The 17209-nt window shown below is 66.0% G+C and carries 18 protein-coding genes; 13 read left to right on the top strand and 5 right to left on the bottom strand.

Annotated elements, in window-relative coordinates:
* Positions 1–112: 112 nt before the first annotated feature.
* A complete protein-coding gene (locus tag BZL41_RS07395) occupies positions 113–1003 on the bottom strand; it encodes a LysR family transcriptional regulator (RefSeq protein WP_095598691.1) in 891 nt (296 codons plus the stop codon).
* A gap of 106 nt (positions 1004–1109) precedes the next feature.
* Between BZL41_RS07395 and BZL41_RS07390 the strand changes: the two genes are divergently transcribed.
* Positions 1110–1751: an NAD(P)-dependent oxidoreductase gene (locus BZL41_RS07390; RefSeq protein WP_095598690.1), complete on the top strand. Its 642-nt coding sequence runs from the start codon at positions 1110–1112 to the stop codon at positions 1749–1751.
* A 44-nt stretch (positions 1752–1795) separates the two neighbouring features.
* Positions 1796–2077 (top strand): DUF2218 domain-containing protein, encoded by a 282-nt coding sequence (locus BZL41_RS07385; RefSeq protein WP_095598689.1) that lies wholly within the window; start codon positions 1796–1798, stop codon positions 2075–2077.
* 14 nt (positions 2078–2091) lie between these two features.
* Here the strand turns inward: BZL41_RS07385 and BZL41_RS07380 are convergent, their stop codons facing one another.
* Both BZL41_RS07380 and BZL41_RS07375 read right to left on the bottom strand, forming a co-directional pair.
* On the bottom strand, positions 2092–3273 hold the full coding sequence (locus BZL41_RS07380) for an HD-GYP domain-containing protein (protein WP_095598688.1): 1182 nt from the start codon (positions 3271–3273) through the stop codon (positions 2092–2094).
* Positions 3274–3285: 12 nt separating this feature from the next.
* Positions 3286–6762 carry a response regulator gene (locus BZL41_RS07375; protein ID WP_095598687.1) on the bottom strand — a complete coding sequence of 1159 codons (3477 nt, stop codon included), beginning with the start codon at positions 6760–6762 and terminating at the stop codon, positions 3286–3288.
* Positions 6763–6907: 145 nt separating this feature from the next.
* Between BZL41_RS07375 and ada the strand changes: the two genes are divergently transcribed.
* The 10 genes from ada (at position 6908) to BZL41_RS28475 (ending at position 13278) form a co-directional block, all read left to right on the top strand.
* The gene (ada, locus tag BZL41_RS07370) at positions 6908–7963 is read left to right on the top strand and encodes a bifunctional DNA-binding transcriptional regulator/O6-methylguanine-DNA methyltransferase Ada (RefSeq protein ID WP_095598686.1); all 1056 of its coding nucleotides are present in this window, start codon (positions 6908–6910) and stop codon (positions 7961–7963) included.
* Positions 7964–8019: 56 nt separating this feature from the next.
* Positions 8020–8259, top strand: coding sequence for a hypothetical protein (locus BZL41_RS07365; protein ID WP_095598685.1), 240 nt, complete (start codon positions 8020–8022; stop codon positions 8257–8259).
* Between the two features lie 74 nt (positions 8260–8333).
* Entirely contained in the window at positions 8334–8816 is a 483-nt protein-coding gene (locus tag BZL41_RS07360) for a CesT family type III secretion system chaperone (RefSeq protein WP_095598684.1), read from the top strand.
* A 10-nt stretch (positions 8817–8826) separates the two neighbouring features.
* Positions 8827–9138 carry a hypothetical protein gene (locus BZL41_RS07355; RefSeq protein ID WP_095598683.1) on the top strand — a complete coding sequence of 104 codons (312 nt, stop codon included), beginning with the start codon at positions 8827–8829 and terminating at the stop codon, positions 9136–9138.
* Between the two features lie 136 nt (positions 9139–9274).
* Positions 9275–9757, top strand: a complete 483-nt coding sequence (locus tag BZL41_RS07350; RefSeq protein ID WP_095598682.1) for a transposase — start codon at positions 9275–9277, stop codon at positions 9755–9757.
* A gap of 351 nt (positions 9758–10108) precedes the next feature.
* Positions 10109–10870 carry a phytanoyl-CoA dioxygenase family protein gene (locus tag BZL41_RS07345; RefSeq protein ID WP_095598681.1) on the top strand — a complete coding sequence of 254 codons (762 nt, stop codon included), beginning with the start codon at positions 10109–10111 and terminating at the stop codon, positions 10868–10870.
* A gap of 142 nt (positions 10871–11012) precedes the next feature.
* Positions 11013–11489 (top strand): LEA type 2 family protein, encoded by a 477-nt coding sequence (locus tag BZL41_RS07340; protein ID WP_371916497.1) that lies wholly within the window; start codon positions 11013–11015, stop codon positions 11487–11489.
* 390 nt (positions 11490–11879) lie between these two features.
* Positions 11880–12368, top strand: coding sequence for a BRO family protein (locus BZL41_RS07335; protein ID WP_095598679.1), 489 nt, complete (start codon positions 11880–11882; stop codon positions 12366–12368).
* 143 nt (positions 12369–12511) lie between these two features.
* Positions 12512–13033 carry a hypothetical protein gene (locus tag BZL41_RS07330; RefSeq protein WP_095598678.1) on the top strand — a complete coding sequence of 174 codons (522 nt, stop codon included), beginning with the start codon at positions 12512–12514 and terminating at the stop codon, positions 13031–13033.
* A gap of 101 nt (positions 13034–13134) precedes the next feature.
* Positions 13135–13278, top strand: a complete 144-nt coding sequence (locus BZL41_RS28475; RefSeq protein ID WP_168190961.1) for a hypothetical protein — start codon at positions 13135–13137, stop codon at positions 13276–13278.
* 195 nt (positions 13279–13473) lie between these two features.
* On the opposite strand, the gene BZL41_RS07325 is transcribed toward BZL41_RS28475, so the two are convergent.
* Positions 13474–15960 carry a glucose/quinate/shikimate family membrane-bound PQQ-dependent dehydrogenase gene (locus BZL41_RS07325; RefSeq protein WP_095598677.1) on the bottom strand — a complete coding sequence of 829 codons (2487 nt, stop codon included), beginning with the start codon at positions 15958–15960 and terminating at the stop codon, positions 13474–13476.
* Between the two features lie 278 nt (positions 15961–16238).
* On the bottom strand, positions 16239–16559 hold the full coding sequence (locus BZL41_RS07320; RefSeq protein ID WP_095598676.1) for an antibiotic biosynthesis monooxygenase: 321 nt from the start codon (positions 16557–16559) through the stop codon (positions 16239–16241).
* 144 nt (positions 16560–16703) lie between these two features.
* Between BZL41_RS07320 and BZL41_RS07315 the strand changes: the two genes are divergently transcribed.
* Positions 16704–17045 carry a zinc ribbon domain-containing protein YjdM gene (locus tag BZL41_RS07315; RefSeq protein WP_095598675.1) on the top strand — a complete coding sequence of 114 codons (342 nt, stop codon included), beginning with the start codon at positions 16704–16706 and terminating at the stop codon, positions 17043–17045.
* The last annotated feature ends 164 nt before the right edge of the window (positions 17046–17209 follow it).

Here is a 17209-nt window from a genome sequence, read left to right as displayed (position 1 = left end):
TGCCTGTACCCAGTGGCCGTTATACGGCAAATCGCCAGGGATCGCCCAGGCTGCCGACGAGAAACGGCGTCAATTTTCACAGTTCGGAACAGCCGAACGGATGCCCGACGGCTCAACGGGCCGCCAGCAGACTCTGCCGCAGGGCCTCGATGGCGTAGCGCACCTTGGCCGGCAGGGCATCGCGGCGGGGCGTGACGAGGTACAGGCCGATCGTTTCCGGTTGCCAGTCCGGCAATACCACCAGCAACTCGCCACGGGCCAGCAGGTCGCGAACCTCCGGCTCCGGTTGCAGCGAGACACCCATGCCGGCCAGGGTGAATTGGCGCCCGGCGAGGATGTTGTTGCAACCGATGCGGCTCTCCAGGCGCAGATGTTCCTCGGCGCCGCCGGGGCCTCGCAGCAGCAAGTGTTGGAAACGGTCGGTGTTCAGCCCGATCCAGTCCAGCTCGAGCAATTGCCGTGGCGTCTCCACCCAACCGCAGCGCGCCAGGTAGGACGGAGCGACGCACAACAGCATGCGCCAGTCCGTCACGTAGCGTGCCACCAGGCTGGAGTCGTCCTGGCGCCCCACACGGATGGCCAGATCGATGCGCTGCTCCACCATGTCGATCACTTCGTCGTGGAAGAACAGCCGCAGGCTGAGCCCCGGGTGAGCGAGCAGCAGGGGCGCCAGAGCCTCGCTGATCATCTTGCCGGGTAGCCCCACCGGCGCGGCGATGCGCAGCTCGCCCACCGGCGCATCGCGCAGCTCGGCCAGGCGCTGCTCGGCCTGCTGGGCCAGCTCCAGCACCTGGGCGCAGCTGCGGTAGAACACCGCGCCAGCTTCGGTCAGCGTCAGTTTGCGGGTGGTGCGGTGCAACAGGCTGACCTGAGTACTCTCTTCCAGCCGGCGGATTTGCTGGCTGACAGCCGAGGCGGTCATGCCGAGGGCTTCGGCGGCGGCGACCATAGAGCCCTTATCGACCACAGTGGCGAACAGCGCCATGCGCTTGAGCTGCTCCATCTTTAAGCTCCGCTTAACAGTGAAAGCATTTTTTGCCACTTTTTCGGCTGTTTATCCAGCAGCGATCATGGATTCCGTCTTTTCCACCGTCCATTGAGGAAACACCATGAAACTCGCCCTGATCGGTGCCAGCGGCTTCGTCGGATCGGCTCTCCTGCAAGAAGCCCTGGAGCGTGGCCATCTGGTCACCGCCATCGTCCAGCATCCGGAAAAACTGCCCTCCCACCCCAACCTCATCGCCCTCAAGGCCGACGCCTACCAGCCCGATGCCGTGGCCACGGCTGTCGCCGGGCACGACGCGGTGCTCGACGCCTTCAACCCCGGCTGGGGCAAGGAAAACATCCGCGAGCTGTTTCTCCAGGGCACCCGGTCGATCTTCGCCGGGGTCAAGCAGGCCGGCGTGAAGCGCCTGCTGGTGGTCGGCGGTGCAGGCAGCCTGTATGTCGCACCGGGGGTGCAATTGATCGACACCCCGCACTTTCCGGCCGAATGGAAGGAAGGCGCCGAAGGCGCGCGCCAGGCCCTGGAGCTGATCCGCGCGGAAAGCGGGCTGGACTGGACCTTCGTCTCGCCGCCGGCCCTGCTGGAGCCGGGCGAACGCACCGGCCGCTTCCGCCTCGGCGGCGACGAGCTGCTGATGAACGGCGATCACCCGGCGAACATCTCGGTCGCCGACCTGGCCGTGGCCATCCTTGACGAGATCGAGCAGCCAAAGCACATCCAGAAACGCTTCACCGTCGGTTACTGATCGAACCGGGCGGCCTGCCCAGGCCGCCCCAACCAGGAGTTGCCATGCCTCTCAACGCTACCGCCCATGTCCCCACCGACACACCCGGCCGCTACATCGGCCGCCTGTGCAAGCACTTCGCCCACAAGTTACCGGTCGACCATGACGAAACCAGCGGCCGTATCGAATTCGATGGAGGCGTCTGCCTGCTGAAGGCGGAAAACCAGGGCCTCAGCCTGCGCGTGGAAAGCGCTCGGGAAGAAACGCTGGAGTGCCTGAAACAAGTGGTCGCCAGCCATTTCGAACGCTTCGCCTGGCAGGAAGCGCTGCAGCTCGACTGGCGCTGAAGCGGTCCGCGCACTCACGCGGGTGGCGACAATTCGATGTTCTCCGCCAGGGAGTCCTCCATGCGCTGCAATTCCTGGCTGATGGCCTCGTCGCTATCGGCGTGGGTCCGGGCGATTTCCGCGAACTGCGGCGCTACTTCGAGGAAGGCCAACACCACTTGCGGGTCGAAATGACTGCCACTGGCGGCGCCGATCCGGGTTTCCGCTTCGTCGCTGCTGAGCGACTGGCGATACGGATGCCGGCTGGTCAGTTCGTCGTAGTAATCGGCCAGCGCCAGCAGACGCGCCGACAGCGGTATCTGCTCGCCGCGCAGCCCCTGAGGGTATCCCGAGCCATCCCAGCGCTCGTGATGGCAGTAGGCGATTTCCTTGGCGTAGGTGAGGAAGCTGGTTTCCGTGCCCAGCTTGCGCTCGGCCCGGTCCAGCGCATCGCGGCCGGCGCGGGTGTGGCTCTGCATCAGCGCCAGGTCTTCGCCCTCCAGGGGCGCCGGGCTGAGCAACAGACGGTCAGGGATCGCCAGCTTGCCGATGTCGTGCAACTGGGCCGACTTGGCCAGCAGGGCGATGCGCTCGTCGCTCAGCTCATCGCGCAGCCCGGGTACCTGCCGCGCCAGCGCGCCGGCCAGGGCCTGCATGTACAGCTCGATGCGCACCAGATGCTTGCCGTCGGGGTTGTCGCGGGTGTCGGCGAGGATCGCCATGGATTCGATCAGCGCATCGTGTAGCGCCTGGATCTCGCGGGTGCGCCGCCGAACCTCCAGCTCCAGATACTCGCTCTTGTCGCGAAGGTAGTCGGCAGCCGCCTTCAGTTGCAGTTGGGCACGCACCCGCGCCAGCAGGATCGGCGCACTGACCGGCTTGGTCAGGTAATCCTGGGCGCCGAGATCGAGGCCGTGCTGCTCGTCGTCCTCCTGGTTCATGGCGGTGAGGAAGATCACCGGGATCGCCGCGGTGACGGGGTCGGCCTTGAGCCGGCGGCAGACTTCGTAGCCGTCCATGTCCGGCATCATCACATCGAGCAGGATCAGGTCCGGCTGCGGGCTGGCCGCTGCCAGGTGCAGAGCCTTCTCACCGCTGCCGGCGACCTTGACCCGGTACCGATCGAGCAACAGCCCACTGATCCGGTCGAGGTTGGCTGGTGTGTCGTCGACCACCAGGATCAGCTCCTGGTCGGGTCTGTCGAGCATCGTATCCATACGCTCTCCGCGTCAAAGACTGATGTCCCGTTGCCGTGCCGCCACCCGCAACGCCTCCAGCGCCGTCTCGAAGTCGTAGTCGTGCAAGGCTTCGGCGATGGTCGCATAACTTTCATTTAAGGCGCTGCGCAGGGTTTCGGCCTGCTCGTCGAGCAGTTTTCCGGCGCGCGGATCGTCCGCCGAGCACAATTCCGCCAGGCGGGCGCAGAGACGGGCCAGATCCGTTTCCGGCGCCGCCGTGCCCTGCCCCTTGCCGGCTTCGGCCAGACGTGTCTCGATGGCATCGATCAGCACTTCCAGGCGGGTCGCCAACGCATCGATGGACGGCTGCAACCCGGCCGGATCGTTCCCCTGCTCCAACGCCGTTTCCAGTTCGACCGCACGCCCGCGCAATTCGTCCGCACCGAGGCCGGCGGCCAGTCCTTTGAAGGTATGCAGCAGGCGCGCCGCCGTTGTCCGGTCTCCCGTGGCCAACGCTCCACGCAGACGGGCGACGAAGGCCTTTTCGCTGGCGGCGAAGCGGCTCAACTGGGAGCGATAGAGGTCCTCGCGCCCACCAACCAGACGCAGCCCCGCCGCGACATCCACGCCGGGTAGCCCCCAGCCCGGCGCTTTCGGCATCACCGCCGCCGAGGCTATGGTTGCCTCCTCCGTACTGAGCCAGCGCGACAGCGTTGTCCACAACTCGGCGGGCGAGATTGGCTTGCCGAGGTGATCGTCCATGCCCGCCTCCAGGCAGCGCTCGCGATCCGCAGGCAGGGCGTTGGCCGTCATGGCGACGATCGGCAGGTGGCGAAAACGCTCCTGTTCGCGGATCGCCCGCGCCGCGCCGATACCATCGAGCACCGGCATCTGCATGTCCATCAGCACCAGGGCGTAATGGTCCTCGTCGTGGAGCTGGAGAAGGTCCAGGGCCACGGCGCCGTTCTCCGCCACATCCACCTGCAGGCCGCTTTCGCTAAGCAGCTCGCGGGCGACCAGTTGGTTCAGCTCGTTGTCTTCCACCAGCAGGACGCGCTGCCCGGCGAACGACGGCAATGGCGGCGGCGTTGGCGGCGGGCGCGAGCTGCGCTGGTCGGCGGCCCCGCTCAGACAGAGCAACGCCACCTCGAACAACTGGGTCGGCGTCAGCGGCTTCGCCAGAACCGCGCTGATGCCCAGCTCGACCGCGACGGGCGGCTCCTCGCGGCCGAAGGCACTGACCAGCACCACCCTCGGTGGAGTTCGCAGCCCCAGCGCGACAATGCGACGGGCGGTTTCCAGACCGTCCAGCTCGGTCATCTGCCAGTCCAGCAGTACCAGGTCAAACGCCGTGCCCTTGGCCGCCGCCTCCTGAATCCGCTGGACCGCCAGCGTGCCGGACGCCTCCGTGGCCACGCGAAAGCCCATGCTCTGGAAAATCTCGCCGAGCAGCCGGCGCGCACTGTCGTTGTCATCCACCACCAGCACCCGGCTGCCGCGCACACTCAGGCGCGGCAGCAACGGTTGCGAGGACAACGCAACGCCGAGCGGCAGGCGGCACCAGAACAAACTGCCCTCGCCCAACCGGCTCTCCACCCCGACGCTGCCGCCCATCGCCTCCGCCAGCCGCTTGCAGATCGCCAGGCCCAGGCCACTGCCGCCAAACTGGCGGGTGATGGAACTGTCGCCCTGCTGGAACGGCTGGAACAACTGGCGCTGCTGCTCCGGGTCGAGTCCGATGCCGGTGTCGCGCACACCGAGGTAGAGCAGCAGGTCGCGCTCACCCTGGCGTTCGGCGCGCAGGATCACCTCGATCTCGCCGTGCTCGGTGAACTTGATCGCGTTGTTCACATAGTTGATCAGGATCTGGCCGATCCGCAGCGGATCGCCGAGCAGCCGGCCGGGCAGGCGGTCGTCCAGGTTGAACAACAGCTCCAGGCGCTTCGCCGCCAGCTTGGGACCGACCATGTTGACCAGATCGTCCAGCAGCGACTGCAACCCGAACTCGATCCGCTCGATGGCCAGCTTGCCGGCCTCGGCGCGGGAAAAGGTCAGGATGTCGTCGATCACCCGCAGCAGGTGCTGGCCGGCCTGCTGGATCTTGTTCAGGTAGTCGCGCTGGCGCGGGTTCGGCGACGTTTGCAAGGCCAGGTGCGCCATGCCGATGATGGCGTTGAGCGGCGTACGGATTTCATGACTCATGTTGGCGAGGAAGTCCGACTTCAGCCGGGCGGCCTCCTCCGCCAGCGCCTTGGCCCGGGCCAGCGCCTGCTCGGTCTGCTTGCGCGCGGTGACGTCGTGGCTCACCGATACGCTGCCGAGTAGCTCGCCGGATTCATCGTGGAAGGCTGCGCGCTGGGTATCCAATAGCACCCTGCGGCCGTCCGGGTACTGCGCCCAACTCTCGTCGGCCTCCGCCGTACCGCTGGCCCAGGCCGCACCATCGCCCAGTTCCTGGTCGCGGCGTCCGAGCAGCGCCTCCAGCGGGCGGCCGAGCAGGGTCACGTAGGCCTGGTTGGCGCCCAGGTATCGACCGTCGGCGTCCTTGTAGCAGATCGGGTCGGGAATCGCGTTGACCAGCGCCAGCAGTACGCTGCGCTGCCGCCGGGCCTCCGCCTCGGCGCGCTGGCGCTCGCGTATCTGCACGCGCAGACGGCGGTTCCAGTACAGCATGCTGGCGATCAGCAGCAGCAGGCCGCCGGCGAACGGCCAGGCCACTTCCAGCGCCTTGCGCCAGTTGAACTCGGTGAGCGGCGGCAGCCAGCGGTCGCGGATCGCCTGGCGCTCCTGCTCGTCGAGCGCTGCCAAGGCACGGTCCATCAATTCGACCAGCTCCGGCCAGTCCCGGCGCACGGCGAAATGCAGGTCGCCGGTCTGGATGCCGGTCTCGCCACGCAGTTCGAGGTTGGTGAGGTTGTGCTGGCGAATCAGGTAGCTCGCCACGGTCATGTTGCCGACATAGGCATCAGCCTTGCCGGACGACACCAGGCGTAGCGCTTGTTCGGTGTCGGCGGTCTCGACGAACGCCACGCCGGACACCTGCTCATCGACCATCTGGCGCAGGACGAAACCGCGCTCGACGGCCACCCGTTTGCCGGACAGGTCCTTGAGCGACTGCACGGGAGAATCCTGGCGCACGAAGATCAGGTTACGGCTTCTGAGATACGCATCGCTGAACAGCAGGCGCCTCTCCCTCTCGGGGCTGTAGGCCACCGACGGCAGCAGATCGACGCGGCCGCTGGCCAAGGCTTCCAGGGCTTCGTCCCAGCCGTCCACCAGGACCAGATCGAAGTGCAGGCCGATCCGCCGGCCCAGCGCCGCCAGGTAATCCGCGCTGATACCGCCATGCCGGCCCTGCTCATCGACGATATCGAATGGCGGCCATCCTCCACGGCTCATGCCCACCCGCACCACCGGATGCGCATCGACCCAGGCCTGTTCTTCGGCCGTCAGGTCCATCCGCTCGGCGGCGGACACGGCGAAGCACAGCCAGACCAGGCCAACCATCAGCCATCCGCGAAATTCCATGGAGCGTCCTCTTCTTCCTTTCGCCACGCCGCCGCTTCCCTCAGCTTAGTCAACGCACCCAGAGAGCCGTCACTTTGAAAGTGCGATCCGGATTGGCAGCGATCGCCCTCCGGCCGACAATGACGGCAAGCCTTGGAGACCAACCATGCTCGATCCCGAACTCTGCTGGCAAGCCGTCTGCGCACGCGACGCCTCGCGCGACGGCCAGTTCGTCACCGCCGTTCGCAGCACCGGCATCTACTGCCGGCCGAGCTGCCCAGCACGGCGTCCGCGGCGGGACAACATCGAGTTCCACCCTTCTGCCGAATCCGCCGAGGCCGCCGGCTTCCGCCCGTGCCGACGCTGCTCGCCGAAAGGCGCGAGCCCGGCCGAACAGATGGACGCCCTGGTCGCCGCTGCCTGCCGTCTGCTGGAGCAGACGTCGACACCGCTCACCCTGGCACAACTGGCGGCGCGGATCGGCCTGTCTCCGTCGCATCTGGCGCGCGCCTTCAAGACGCGTACCGGCCTGACGCCAAAGGCCTGGGCCGATGCCCACCGCCGCGCCCGTCTGGAAGCGGAGCTGCCGCAGGCACCCTCAGTGCTCGCCGCGGCGCTGGAGGCCGGCTACTCCGGCACCCGCGCCCTCTACGAACGCCCCGGCGCCCTGAGCCCGGCCCAGCAGCGCCGCCAGGGCGCCGGCGAAGCCCTGCGCTACGCCATCACCCCCTGTCCACTTGGCCTTCTGCTCCTGGCCGCCAGCGAAAAAGGCGTCTGCGCCCTGCTGTTCGGCGACGACGAAGCCTCGCTGGAGGACGACCTGCGCCACCGCTTCGCCGCCGCCCGATTGCAACGTGACGATGCCGGGCTCGGCGATTGGCTGCACTCGGTCGTCGCCCAACTGGAAGAGCCGGAGCGCGCCGCCCGCCTCCCGCTGGACCTGCGCGGAACTGCGTTCCAGCAGCGCGTCTGGCGTGCCCTGACCCAGATTCCGAGCGGCGAGACCCGCCGTTACGGCGAACTGGCCGCCAGCCTCGGCACCCACGCCCGCGCCATCGCCCGTGCCTGTGCCAGCAACCCGGTCGGCCTGCTGGTGCCCTGCCACCGGGTGGTGGGCGGCGACGGCGCACGCCTCGGCTACCGCTGGGGCGCACAGCGCAAGGCGGCGCTCCTCGACGGCGAACGGGCCGTCCTGCGCGAAGCGGAGCCGGAAGCGGGCTGACGCGGGAACTCCCGGCGGCCCGGTGGTCCCAATCGTAGGAGCCCCGGAGACCGCCCATGCACGAACTCAAACGCTACCGGATCGACTACCGGCTGAATGGCCAGCCGGCCTCGCTGATCCTTGACGAATTCCACGAGCCCACCCTCGACCAAGTCCGCCTGCGCCTTCTGCACGAACACACCCGCGAGCCGCGCGTGGTGGAAGACGCGCCCTGGGAACAGAACTGTCGCCCCAGCCTGGAAAGCCGGGCCGATGAGGTCGGGCTCAGCGATATCCGCATCCAGCCGCTGACCTGAACACCCGCCCGGAACTCTTTCGCTGTCGGCGCCACACACGAGCCGTATGTCGGAAACGAAAGCAGGGAGCGGCCATGCAGCCGATCGAGGCGAAAGAACAACTGGACCAGTGGCTGCGTCGACGCGGCATCATCGTCGCCATGGAGACGAAGGATGACCGTCACTTCGTTTGCACGGCCGAGGGCGAGGAGTGCCTGCTCTGGCTGCCCGAGATGGACACCACGCTGTTCATCTTCACCCTGGTCGAACGCCTGACCATGCCCAAGGACAACGACCTGCTCATGCTGTCGATGGCGCTCAACCTCGAACCGACCCGCACCGGCGGCGCCTCGCTCGGCTACAACCCGGAATCGAAACAGCTCATGCTGCGCAGCGTTCACAACATGACCGCCCTGGACGACGTCGCGCTCGACCGCATCCTGGAGCAGATGACCAAACTGGCCGGCGCTCTGCGCCTGTACCTCGACGCTTTCCGCAACCAGCGCTCCGATACGCGCCACGCCAGCCGAGGCCCGCTGCTCACCCCCGGCTTCCACTCCCCCCGCTTGTTCACCTGAGAGGCCCCGCATGGCAACGTCGCCCATCGGGCCCACTCACGGCACCGGGATATCTTCCTCTCACGAGGGGGTTTCGAGTCCCTCGCTGCGACCCGGCTCACCGGAAGCCTTCGCCCACTTCCGGCCCCACGCCCAGGGGCCGATGATGCGCCTGGATGGCTCTGAGGACATCGACTTCGACGAGCACTCCGCCTTGCCACTCGATAGCGCGGACCTGCCCCCTCCAGAAGAAGTCGAGGCGCAGCACCGTTCGCTATGCGCCCTGCTGCCGGAGTTGATGGGTTCTCTTGCGTTGTTGCGTGACAAACCCTCCTCATCCTGACGATGGAAAGAAGCGCCAGCATCCCAAGCGGCGCCTCTCATCGTAGGAGCAAATTCTTCGCGAAACGGCCTCCCTCAACAGACACGAGACCTGATATTTCCTAGCATCCGCCTTGAATTACTACAGGGGCAACGGAATGCCTTCATATACTCAGGCCCGCAGCCACTCACTACGCCTCGGTCGCTACTCCGAGGCCGGGCGGAGCTACCTCCTCACGACGGTTACCCACCACCGGCTTCCTCTGTTCAACGATTTGCGCAACGGTCGCCTGCTCGTACACGAAATGCGCCGCTGCGAGCAGGAGGGCCTGGTCGATTCCCTTGCGTGGGTGGTCATGCCCGACCATTTGCACTGGCTGCTCACGTTGAACAGCGGCACCCTTGGCCAGATGATGAAACGCTTGAAAGCCCGCAGCAGCCTCGCCTTGAAACGCCGGCAGAGTTCAAGTGGCTCGATATGGCAACCCGGGTTCCATGATCATGCGTTACGCCGAGACGAGGATCTTCAAGCAGCGGCCCGATACATCGTCGCCAACCCCTTGAGAGCGGGCTTGGTCAAACGAATCGGCGACTACCCATTATGGGACGCGATCTGGCTTGAAAACGGCTATGAAGGCTGAGTTTCCATCGGCTCGCCCACTATTTACCGGTCGGCAGTTCGATTTATCGCGAATGAATTCGCTCCCACAGAACCCAACCCGCTGCGTGTAGGAGCGAATTCATTCGCGAAAAGGAATAACTAGCTGAACGGTGGGCACAAACGCCGCGCAAAAAAAAGCGCAGCTTATGGCTGCGCCGGGTGCTCCGCCCATGCGGAGCCAAAGAAGCAGGAGGTTGGAACACCGCTTGTGGCGACGTTCCGGTTGCGCCGATGGAAGCAGCGCGTGAATCGGGGGCGATGGTACGGGTCGAACCTTTCACCAAGCTGTCGATCCGCAGCCATACTGCTGAAAGCCCCCGACGAGCCCGCCATGCAGCCGACACCCGAATCCACCGCCCGGCACCTGCGCGCCCTGCACGAGCAAGGCTTCGTCCTGCTGCGCGGCGTGCTGGACAGGGCGCAGATCACCGGGCTGCGCGCCGCCATCGACCGCTTGCGACCGATCCACTGGGACTACACCGGCCTGGTGGACCACTACAAATGCGTGTTCAACCGCGATCCGCTGTGGCTGCCTTACCTCGACAGGCCCGGCGTGATCGAACTGGCGGAAGCCGGCCTGGGCGCCGACTGCCACGTGATCGGCCAGACCGCCTGGCGCAGTCACCCTGGCTTCATCGGTGCCGATCTGCATGTGGATTATCTGGTGATGGAGCTGCCGGAAAGTCTGCTGGCCGATCCGTCGTTCGAGCTACCGATGCAAATCTGCACGGCCATGTTCTACCTGGACGACATCGACGAAGCCCTTTGCCCCACCCTGGTCATCCCCGGCAGCCACCGCGCCGGACGCAAGCCCCGCGAGGGCGAGGCCGACTGGCATGGCCGGGCACCCGAGCCGGTGCTGTGCCAGGCCGGCGACGTGCTGTTCCTGCGTAGCGAGCTGTGGCATGCCGGCAGCCGCAACCGCACACCGGACCGCAGCCGCTACCTGCTGCAAGTGCACTATGGCCGACGCATGGTGGCGCAGAAGTTCTCGCCCTACCTGCATTGGCGCTTCAACCCGGAGGTCCTGGCCGCCTGCACGCCCCGGCAATTGCGGCTGCTGGGGGATCATGGGGAGGCGGAGTATGACTGAGGGTGTCAGGAGTGAAGTGTGAGGGGTGAGGTGTAGAGGCGGTCTCAGCCATGGCGAGCGGCAACCGCTACGCTGAACAGGACGGAGCAAACGCTCCACCAGCCTGTCCACTGTTTGAGTCCAGCCGATGCGGAAAATCGCCATGTCCGTTCTTGCCCGCTCCCTCATCCTTTTGGCCCTGTTGGGGCTGAGCGCCTGTAGCACACTGAGCCCGCGCGATCCGTTGCACATCGACCTGGTCGGCCTGGAGCCCTTGCCTGGCCAAGGGCTGGAGGTGCGTTTCGCGGCGAAGCTGCGGGTGCAGAACCCGAACGAGACGGCCATCGACTACAACGGCGTGGCGCTGGAGCTGGACATCAACGGCCAGCCCCTGGCCAGCGGTGTCAGCGATCAGAGCGGGCAGGTGCCACGCTTCGGCGAGACGGTGCTCAGCGTGCCGATCACCATTTCCGCGTTTTCTGCGGTGCGCCAGGCCTGGGGCATCGCCGGCTATACGCCCGGCCAGGGCCTGCCGTACGTGCTGCGCGGCAAGCTGGCCGGCGGCCTGTTGGGAACACGGCGGTTCACGGACAAGGGCGTAGTGAAGTGGCCGGAACCGGCTCCGGCCGTGCGGCCTTAGCGTGGCGCGGCTCGATCTGTCGAGCCGGCCCTCACGCCCGCCCCCCTCTTCGCGACATCGTTCGGAAAATTACCAACTCGCAACGGCCTCGCCTTGCCAGCCCAGGAGGCGGCCCCTATCCTGCGCGGGTCACGGTCAATCCCGTGGCCGGGTTTGACAGCCTGAAAGCAAGAGGCGCGGTGCGCCTCAGGGTGCATGCGAAAACGGCGGACGTTTTTGCAGGCCCCCGTATGCTTGCGGCTTTATGCTGCACCTTCTGTGGCAGATCGCGCGGGGAGACCCTTCGGGGTCTGCCGGGTTCTCTTGCCTCGGTCTGTCAACCCCGTGCGGTCTGCCTCCCTATGATTGACAGCGTGGGGGGCGGAATCCTGACAGCAAGAGGAACCCATCATGCAAGAAGCGCTTACGCCTCTGATTTTCCACCGCCACACCAACCCACTCCGTGCCGTGATACTCGACGATCAACCCTGGTTCGTCGCAACCGACTTCGGCCGCCTGATCGGCGAGCGCCGTACCGAACGCCTCTGCCGGCGCATGGACCCCGACCAGCTCCGCACGGTGCGCCTGCGTCATACCGACGACAGCGAAGAAGACGTCCTGGCCCTCAGCGAATCCGGGCTCTACAAAACCCTGTTCCGTTTCCACCACCCGGAGCATCGAGCCCTGCGCCTGTGGCTCAACCGCGATGTGATTCCCCTCCTGCGCGACCACTACCGCGCCACCGGCAACCAGCCGCGCCGCCTGCTCATGACCTGGGCCAACACCCGTGTCGGCGTGCTCGACTGGCAGGGCGAAATCTGGGTCCCGCTCAACGCCCTGCCTACCTTCACCGCCTGCACCGATAAACCCAAGCGCCGTTGGCCGCGTCTGCTGTATTGACGGTTTGTCGGTCCCCCCTCTCCACTCATGTGAGAGGGGATCAGATTCGAAACGCCGCAGCGAACGAAGGGACCTCGAATACGCCTCAGTTTTCCACTCGCCTCCAGGCAGCATCTGGCCGTCGCATGCCATGGAACGCCCCGATGCCTTTCAATCCCATCCTCTCGCTCTGCCTGCTCTGCCTCCCTTGTCTGGCCCTGGCCTCGCCCGAGAGCGAACGCCTGCAAAGCTTCTCCGCCGAGCGCCTTACCCATGCCAAAGTGGAAGCCGAGGCCCGCTACCTGGACTGCACCGCCCCCGGCGCGCCCGTGCTGTCAGCCGATACCTTCGAGGGCTTAGCGCTAAGCGACGAAGAGAAGAAGCTCGCCCTGCTCTACTTCCATGCCCGCGCACGGCGCGCCTGTACCGAGCGGACCGACACCGCTCTGCTGGTGGCAAGCCAACTGGCGAGGGAGGCCGGGCTGCCGGAGTACGCCAGGGCCGATGACCCGCATGCAGAACGGGTCGCCGCAACCCTTGCCGAGTTGTACAGCGAACAGGAATACAAGGCGCGTTACTGGGCGGTGCCAGAACCCAAGCGAGAGAAGCTGGAGCGAATCGACGCACTGCAACGACGCTTCGACCTCATCGAGACCGCCCGTGCGGTCGGCCTGCCGTTGCCGTAGACAGCCGGCCGAACGGTTTTCGGCGATCTGATCGGGCCGGGGAAACATTCATGACCGGGTGCAGTCGACTGGAAAGGCTCAACCATTCCCGAGGACTCGCCATGAAGCTGAAATTCCCTGCCACCCTTTTCGCCGCGCTGCTGCTCGCCGGCTGCTTCGACAGCTCCGATGCGGACAAGAGCAGCGAATCGAGCCAGGAGAAAGCCTCCGTCCAGATGCAGCAGAAGGACGACGCCGAGCAGTAGCGACGATTCGCCAGCAGAGCTGGCTCCTACGGAGCGTACCGGCACGCACCTGTAGGAGTGGATTCATCCACGAAGGGAGTTGTCGGTTATCGCGAATGAATTCGCTCCCACCACGGAGGCCGTTGTCCTGCCTGTGTAGGAGCCAGCTCTGCTGGCGAAGCGTCTGTCTCGCGCCTACGAGCCCGGCCTTGCTTCCTATTTCTTCGGCAACGCATAGGCCATCACATAGTCCCCCTGGCGCGTGCCCAGCGAGCCATGGCCACCGGCGACGATCAGCACATACTGGCGGCCATCCTTGCCGGTGTAGGTCATCGGCGTGGCCTGGCCGCCGGCTGGCAGGCGGCCTTCCCAGAGCTGTTCGCCGGTGCGCACGTCATAGGCGCGCAGGAACTGGTCCAGCGTCCCGCCGAGGAAAGCCACGCCACCAGCCGTGGTGACCATCCCACCCAGGCTCGGCACGCCCATGGGCAGGGGCATCGGGATGGGTGCGTTGTCGCGCACGGTGCCGTTCTTGTGCATCCAGAGGGTTTCGTTGGTGGTCAGGTCCACCGCCGCCACGTAGCCCCAGGCCGGCGCCTGACATGGCAGGCCAAGGGGCGACAGCAGCGGCTGCAGAATCACACCGTAGGGCGCGCCCTTGTTGGGTTGTACGCCCTCGGTCTCGCTCTTGCGCTCCGGGCCGTCCTCCACTTGCGCGCTCGGCACCAATTGCGAGGTGAAGGCCATGTAGCTGGGGTTGAGCACAGCGATCTGGCGCACCGGGTCGACGGAAATACCGCCCCAGTCGAACACCCCGAAATTACCCGGGTAGACCAGCGAGCCCCGTAGCGACGGCGGGGTGAAAATGCCCTCGTAACGCAGCGAACGGAATTGAATGCGACAGAGCATCTGGTCGAACGGTGTGCCGCCCCACATGTCCGTTTCGCGTAGTTCCGGTGGCGTGAAACTCAGTTCGGAAAACGCTTGGGTCGGCGCCGTGAAATCGCCCTCCACTGCACCCTGCGGCACCGGCCGCTCGTGGATCGGCACGATGGGCTCGCCGTTGCTGCGGTCCAGCACGTAGAGGCTGCCCTGCTTGGTGGAAGCCAGCAGCGCCGGCCGCGTGCCCTGGTCGGTCTGCAGGTCCATCAGAGTCGGTTGGCCGCCGACATCCATGTCCCACAGGTCGTGGTGGACGAACTGCCGGGTCCAGCGCACCTGCCCGGTGGCGATGTCCAGGGCGGTGATCCCGGCGCTGTATTTCTCGGAGGCCGGCGTGCGGTTGCCGCCCCACTGGTCCGGGGTCTGGTTGCCCATAGGCAGGTAGATCATACCGAGCTGCTCGTCGACACTCATGATCGACCACATGTTCGGCGAGTTGCGGGTGTAGGTCTGGCCTTCCGGCAGCGGCGTGGTGACGTCCGGGTTGCCGCTGTCCCAGTTCCACACCAGGCGACCGCTGCGCACGTCGTAGGCACGGATCACCCCGGAGGGCTCGTCAATGGAGACGTTGTCGGTCACGTGGCCGCCGATGATCACCAGATCGCGGGTCACCGCCGGCGGCGAGGTGGAGTAGTAGCCGCCGGGCTGGAAATCGCCGATGCCGGTGGCGAGGTCCACCGAGCCGTTATCGCCGAAGTCCGGGCAGGTCTTGCCGGTGTCGGCGTTGATGGCGATCAGGCGGGTGTCCGCCGTCGGCAGGAACAGCCGGCGCGGGCAGGGATTTTCCATTGGCGCCGGGGCGGGGGCGTCGACCGAGGGCAGTGCGGCCCCGGCCGGGGCTTCGGTGGCCGGAACGCCCTCGGCCAATGCGGTTTCATCGGCCGGCACCTGCCGGGGCGTGGCGGCAGGCTGGCCCGCGTAGGTCGCCTCGTCGTGATAGGCCACGCCCCGGCAGGTCATGTGTGCCCAACCCTTGAAGCTGTCGGCATCCTGGGTGCTGAGTTTGGGGTCGAAGCGCCAGATTTCCTCGCCGGTATCCGGGTTCAGGGCGATCACCTGACTGTGTGGTGTGCACACGTAGAGCATGCCGTTGACCTTCAGCGGGGTGTTCTCCGCCGTGGTTTCCTGTGGATCGCCGGGACCGGGGATATCGCCGGTGCGGTAACTCCAGGCCAGCTCCAGGTCGCCGGCGTTCTCCGGGGTGATCTGGTCCAGCGGTGAATAGCGGTCGCCGAAAGGGCTACGCCCATAGGACGGCCAGTCACCCGGTTCGATGGCCGGCGCGCTACTTTCCACCGCGGCCATCTCGCGCTCCAACGCGCCTTCGATCCGTCCGGGATGGGTGAACAGGCTGGCCAGCGCCACCAGCCCGGCGATCACCACCGCGCTGGCCAGTCCCCAGCCTGCCCCGGTGAAACGCGAGGCTCCCCGAAACACCGGCAGCAGCAGAAGCAACCCGAGGGCGAACCACAACGCCAGGCGCGGCACCAATTGCCACCAGTCGAGCCGCACCTCGTAGAGCGCCCAGAGCGTCGAGCCGAAGAGGAACAGCGCATACAGCCCAACCGCCGCCGCATGCCCGAGGAACAGCAGGATGCCGCACAGCACCAGGGTGATACCGGCGATCAGGTAATAGAGCGAGCCGCCCAGCATCGCCAGCTTGATGCCACCGGCGAGCAGCAACACGCCGAACAGCACGAAGAGAATGCCCAGGGCCTTGCCCGGCCCCGTGGCGCGGGGAGAGAGGAGTTCTGCGTTCATGAGTTCAGTCCACCCCTGGATGATGTGGCCGCGCCGGAGGATTCGGAACGGGGGCACAGAAGCCGCACCCTGTTTTTTCAGAACCCCCGAATGCGTCAATCGTTCAACGGGTGACAGGCCAGGGTACCGTTAGCTCCCGGCACGAAAGCAGACTCGTAGCCGGATAAACGAAGTGCACTCCGGGAACCGGTTCTCCCGGATTGCGCCAAGGCTTATTCGGGCTACAAGGAGCGATTCATTCGCCCGGTGGGCCCACTGGCGGCCAACCGGCTCCGACCTCACCGGCGCTGACATACCACTCGCTCCGGCCGGAAATGCCCCATGAAGGTCAGCGATTCGATGGCCTCCATGTACGGCTGGAAGCGTGGATCGCCCGCGGCGAAAGCGTCAGCAGCGGCCTGGGCGTGTTCGAGGCTGTCCCACTCGGCGATGTCGAGAAAAACGCCCCGCCGCTCCAGCGGCAGGTAGCCGTAGAACGCCAGCAATCCGGGGAAGTCTTCGAGGACCTTGCGCAAGCCGGCGCGCAGTTCGGGAATGCGCTGTTCATGGCCCGCTTTCACCGTGAACAGGGCTACTTCGAGAATGGGTGCGTCGAGCATGGGGAGTCGTCCGTGTGAGTGATCGAGGGCCCAGGCTACGAGCCTCCTCCTGACAACCTTCTGTCAGCAGCGCAACGCGGCGCACCACAACCGGCAAAGGGCCTATACAATGTGCGGCTTTTCGCCAACCCAGAGGAAAATCCCGTGAGCACTCTGCCGCCCTGCCCGAAATGCAACTCCGAATACACCTACGAAGACGGCACGATGCTCATCTGCCCCGAGTGCGCTCACGAGTGGTCCGCCACTGCTGCCGAAGCCGTCCCGGAAGGCGACAAGGTGATCAAGGACTCCGTCGGCAACGTCCTGCAGGACGGCGACACCGTCACCGTGATCAAGGACCTCAAGGTCAAGGGCTCGTCCCTGGTGGTGAAAGTCGGCACCAAGGTGAAGAACATCCGTCTGGTCGACGGCGACCACGATATCGACTGCAAGATCGACGGCATCGGCGCGATGAAGCTGAAGTCGGAGTTCGTGAAGAAGGTGTGATCCGTGATCGTTCCCACGCTCCGCGTGGCAATGCAGGCCCAGACGCTCTGCGTCTGTGGGACGCGGAGCGTCCCGGGAGGCATACCCACGCAGAGCATGGGGACGATCAGTTTTTTCGTGAGCCCGAGCATTCGATCGTTCCCACGCTCCGCGTGGGAATGCAG

Source organism: Pseudomonas sp. PIC25 (assembly GCF_002286785.1).
In the GTDB taxonomy this organism is placed as follows: domain Bacteria; phylum Pseudomonadota; class Gammaproteobacteria; order Pseudomonadales; family Pseudomonadaceae; genus Pseudomonas_M.
This window is presented reverse-complemented; position numbering and strand designations above follow the sequence as displayed.

What these genes read in the sequence shown, in the direction of transcription:
- BZL41_RS07345 (WP_095598681.1), top strand. Translation starts at nt 10,109, where the DNA reads ATGCAGCCGACACCCGAATCCACCGCCCGGCACCTGCGCGCCCTGCAC.
- ada (WP_095598686.1), top strand. Translation starts at nt 6,908, where the DNA reads ATGCTCGATCCCGAACTCTGCTGGCAAGCCGTCTGCGCACGCGACGCC.
- BZL41_RS07350 (WP_095598682.1), top strand. Translation starts at nt 9,275, where the DNA reads ATGCCTTCATATACTCAGGCCCGCAGCCACTCACTACGCCTCGGTCGC.
- BZL41_RS07380 (WP_095598688.1), bottom strand. Translation starts at nt 3,273, where the DNA reads ATGGATACGATGCTCGACAGACCCGACCAGGAGCTGATCCTGGTGGTC.
- BZL41_RS07320 (WP_095598676.1), bottom strand. Translation starts at nt 16,559, where the DNA reads ATGCTCGACGCACCCATTCTCGAAGTAGCCCTGTTCACGGTGAAAGCG.
- BZL41_RS07325 (WP_095598677.1), bottom strand. Translation starts at nt 15,960, where the DNA reads ATGAACGCAGAACTCCTCTCTCCCCGCGCCACGGGGCCGGGCAAGGCC.
- BZL41_RS28475 (WP_168190961.1), top strand. Translation starts at nt 13,135, where the DNA reads ATGAAGCTGAAATTCCCTGCCACCCTTTTCGCCGCGCTGCTGCTCGCC.
- BZL41_RS07355 (WP_095598683.1), top strand. Translation starts at nt 8,827, where the DNA reads ATGGCAACGTCGCCCATCGGGCCCACTCACGGCACCGGGATATCTTCC.
- BZL41_RS07375 (WP_095598687.1), bottom strand. Translation starts at nt 6,762, where the DNA reads ATGGAATTTCGCGGATGGCTGATGGTTGGCCTGGTCTGGCTGTGCTTC.
- BZL41_RS07335 (WP_095598679.1), top strand. Translation starts at nt 11,880, where the DNA reads ATGCAAGAAGCGCTTACGCCTCTGATTTTCCACCGCCACACCAACCCA.
- BZL41_RS07365 (WP_095598685.1), top strand. Translation starts at nt 8,020, where the DNA reads ATGCACGAACTCAAACGCTACCGGATCGACTACCGGCTGAATGGCCAG.
- BZL41_RS07360 (WP_095598684.1), top strand. Translation starts at nt 8,334, where the DNA reads ATGCAGCCGATCGAGGCGAAAGAACAACTGGACCAGTGGCTGCGTCGA.
- BZL41_RS07385 (WP_095598689.1), top strand. Translation starts at nt 1,796, where the DNA reads ATGCCTCTCAACGCTACCGCCCATGTCCCCACCGACACACCCGGCCGC.
- BZL41_RS07330 (WP_095598678.1), top strand. Translation starts at nt 12,512, where the DNA reads ATGCCTTTCAATCCCATCCTCTCGCTCTGCCTGCTCTGCCTCCCTTGT.
- BZL41_RS07395 (WP_095598691.1), bottom strand. Translation starts at nt 1,003, where the DNA reads ATGGAGCAGCTCAAGCGCATGGCGCTGTTCGCCACTGTGGTCGATAAG.
- BZL41_RS07390 (WP_095598690.1), top strand. Translation starts at nt 1,110, where the DNA reads ATGAAACTCGCCCTGATCGGTGCCAGCGGCTTCGTCGGATCGGCTCTC.
- BZL41_RS07340 (WP_371916497.1), top strand. Translation starts at nt 11,013, where the DNA reads ATGTCCGTTCTTGCCCGCTCCCTCATCCTTTTGGCCCTGTTGGGGCTG.